The organism is Citrobacter sp. W9 (genome assembly GCF_026719375.1).
In the GTDB taxonomy this organism is placed as follows: domain Bacteria; phylum Pseudomonadota; class Gammaproteobacteria; order Enterobacterales; family Enterobacteriaceae; genus Citrobacter; species Citrobacter werkmanii.
This window is the reverse complement of record NZ_JAPPTE010000056.1, coordinates 1-2,505: the sequence shown is the minus strand read 5'-3', so window position 1 is coordinate 2,505 and position 2,505 is coordinate 1. Positions and strand designations below refer to the sequence as shown.

The 2,505-nt window shown below is 45.7% G+C and carries 4 protein-coding genes; 2 read left to right on the top strand and 2 right to left on the bottom strand.

The genetic code is table 11. The features are described 5' to 3' along the window. The first annotated feature begins 877 nt into the window (after nt 1-877). Nucleotides 878-1,840 (top strand): plasmid segregation protein ParM domain-containing protein, encoded by a 963-nt coding sequence (gene parM, locus OOJ59_RS27685; RefSeq protein WP_007372199.1) that lies wholly within the window; start codon nt 878-880, stop codon nt 1,838-1,840. A gap of 13 nt (nt 1,841-1,853) precedes the next feature. Then, the gene (locus tag OOJ59_RS27680; RefSeq protein WP_009652914.1) at nt 1,854-2,240 is read left to right on the top strand and encodes a plasmid partitioning/stability family protein; all 387 of its coding nucleotides are present in this window, start codon (nt 1,854-1,856) and stop codon (nt 2,238-2,240) included. 30 nt (nt 2,241-2,270) lie between these two features. Here the strand turns inward: OOJ59_RS27680 and OOJ59_RS28130 are convergent, their stop codons facing one another. Continuing rightward, on the bottom strand, nt 2,271-2,453 hold the full coding sequence (locus OOJ59_RS28130) for a hypothetical protein (RefSeq protein WP_309446571.1): 183 nt from the start codon (nt 2,451-2,453) through the stop codon (nt 2,271-2,273). Further along, nucleotides 2,435-2,505 (bottom strand): hypothetical protein (locus OOJ59_RS27675; protein ID WP_002906209.1); only part of this gene is annotated, 71 nt, incomplete at its 5' end. The genes OOJ59_RS28130 and OOJ59_RS27675, both read right to left, overlap by 19 nt.

The following is a 2,505-nucleotide window of genomic DNA, read 5'->3' as shown; positions in this document are numbered from 1 at the left end:
ATCGAAGCATGGGCTCAATCATCCTGTTGTTTCAGTCGGAGGAAAGTCTATCAGTAAAGAGAATGAGAGATCAAAGTGGTCATTTTAATTGAGCTGGATAACGGACATTTCAATTGAGCCTTGACAAAGGTAAGGTGTTGATTATAAAGGGTTTATCACGGGTTTCTCTTGACTTGTTGGTATCCTCGGACTCAGGCTGTTACGTATCCTGTGACTAACTGAGCCCCGTCCGTGGTGACCAGTTAACAGATTCTCCAAGGAACCTTGTTAACGCTGCTTTAGCATACTGAGGCTTTGAGTAGTATCTGGGAAACCAGCCATCATAAGTTTGTGTGCCATTGCGCCGGTATTCTGGCCTGACTGACAGCTTACATCCATTACCATCAGTAGAAATACAAAAAGTGTACCCATCAACAGAATCAGAAGTAAGCAGAATGAATGTCATTGGGGATACCTCATTATTGAACTAACCAGAAACTACAATGGTGATCCGACATGGTTTCCTCGATTTTACCGACTGAGCTGTAATATAGCGATACCTTTTATTCTTAGGTTCTCTTGCAGTATTGGCTATCGATTGTCACAATTTAATCTGGTGGCACTGGTTCATTTTTCGGGTGGTTTGTTACTTTTTCCGTTGGTGTTCCAGGGCTACCGACCTCTGCATGTACGTATACATCCCTCTTTCTCGTTTACCCCGCCAGATTTCAATCCGATAGAATCGTTCCTGTTTTACTCACTCGTAATTCACTTTTCATAGTCATTTTGTGGACATTAAACGTGCGCTACAGTTGCGCATTCCTTGCTTCAGGATGGCTTACTATCTAAAATGGCAGAGATTTTTGATACTTTTGAACATTTTAATGAGGTATATACCATGATGAACATCGCTTGTGATGACGGCTCAACGAACGTAAAACTTGCCTGGATTGAGAATGGTGAAATCAAAACTCATGTTTCGCAGAACGCCTTCCGCGAAGGCTGGGCTACTCCACTCGCATTTGGTGGTAAAACTATCTACAACTATCTCATTGATGGGCGGAAATTTACTCACGACATTGGTTCAACATCTGCAATTACAACAACGCATACCTCTTTCCAGTTCGACGCTGTAAGTCGCGTAGCAATTCATCATGCCCTTTTGACTTCCGGTCTTGAGCCACAGGATGTTGAACTTACAGTGACACTGCCGGTGGCCATGTTCTTCACGAGCGATGCGCAGTTGAACGAAGCTAATATTGAAAAGAAAAAGGCCAACGTTATGGGCCCAATAACCCTGAATAATGGCGAAACTTTTCATGTTGTAAAAGTTAACGTAATGCCTGAATCAGTACCTGCGGCTGAATATCTGATTGATCCTAAAACAACCACGCAGCTTACACGAACCCTGGTTGTCGATCTGGGGGGAACAACCCTAGACCTGGCCATCATTCAGGGGGCAATGGAGGGCATATCTGATATCTTTGGCAACAGCGATGTTGGCGTTTCACGAGTGACAAAAGCTGTTATGGCTGCGCTCCAGGATGCCCAGTCTCCAAGTAGTTATGCCATTGCGGATATCATCATTAAAAACCGTCATGATAGAGCGTTGATTGCTTCTGCGGTCAATGATCACTCTAAAATTGATGCCATCATTGACGTTATCGATTCTGAGTCGAAAAATCTGGCCGAAGCTGTTGCAGCTGATATACGTCGTCAGAACAGCGTCCACAAAATCATACTGGCCGGGGGCGGTGCTGAGCTCATCCATTCTCATATTGTCGAACTATTCCCTAAGCTGGATGTCATCAAAGCGCCTGACGCGCAGCTCGCGCTCGTCAAAGCAATGGCAAGCGTCTAAACGAGGTTATGTGATGGAAGAAGATAAACGTTTACTCGTCTGGCTCCGCCCCGGCAATAATCCAGAAGACGGTAAAGCTCTTGATATTATGGAGCGCTTACCCCGCCGCTCCCGGGGGGAATTTTACCGTAAGGCACTGGTAATTGCGTCTGCCTTGCATGAGCTCGACCCTCGGTTAATAAATTTGCTGGCCGCACAAACCACGACATCGTTTAATGCCGAAACGCTGAGCAACATTTTGTCGCAAACGCTGGGCATTGCCGTTGAACGGAATTCTTCACCAGTGGAAACCCAGGCCACAGGTATCCGAGCAACAACCATCATTGATTCGGATAAGCCTGCTGAGCAGAAAGAACCAATTCCTAAACCCTCCCTGATGATGCAAACCCTCAAACGTTGAATCCGAACCGGCTACTAGTAGCCGGTTTACTCACCTTGCTCGGTTAAGGAAGGTGCGAATAAGCAGGTCATTTCTTCCCAAGCTGACTCGCTGATTAAAATTTCGCGGATCTGGGCCGATTTTTTTCCCGCAAACACATCGAATCAGCCTATTTAGGCTATTTTTTCCACCATTTCTGGCGTTATTTCCGGTTTTTACTGAGATCTCTCCCACTGACGTATCATTTGGTCCACCCGAAACAGGTTGGCCAGGGTGAATAACATCG

Excerpts from the sequence above, each read along its gene's own strand:
- parM (WP_007372199.1), top strand. The coding sequence starts at position 878 with ATGATGAACATCGCTTGTGATGACGGCTCAACGAACGTAAAACTTGCC.
- OOJ59_RS27680 (WP_009652914.1), top strand. The coding sequence starts at position 1,854 with ATGGAAGAAGATAAACGTTTACTCGTCTGGCTCCGCCCCGGCAATAAT.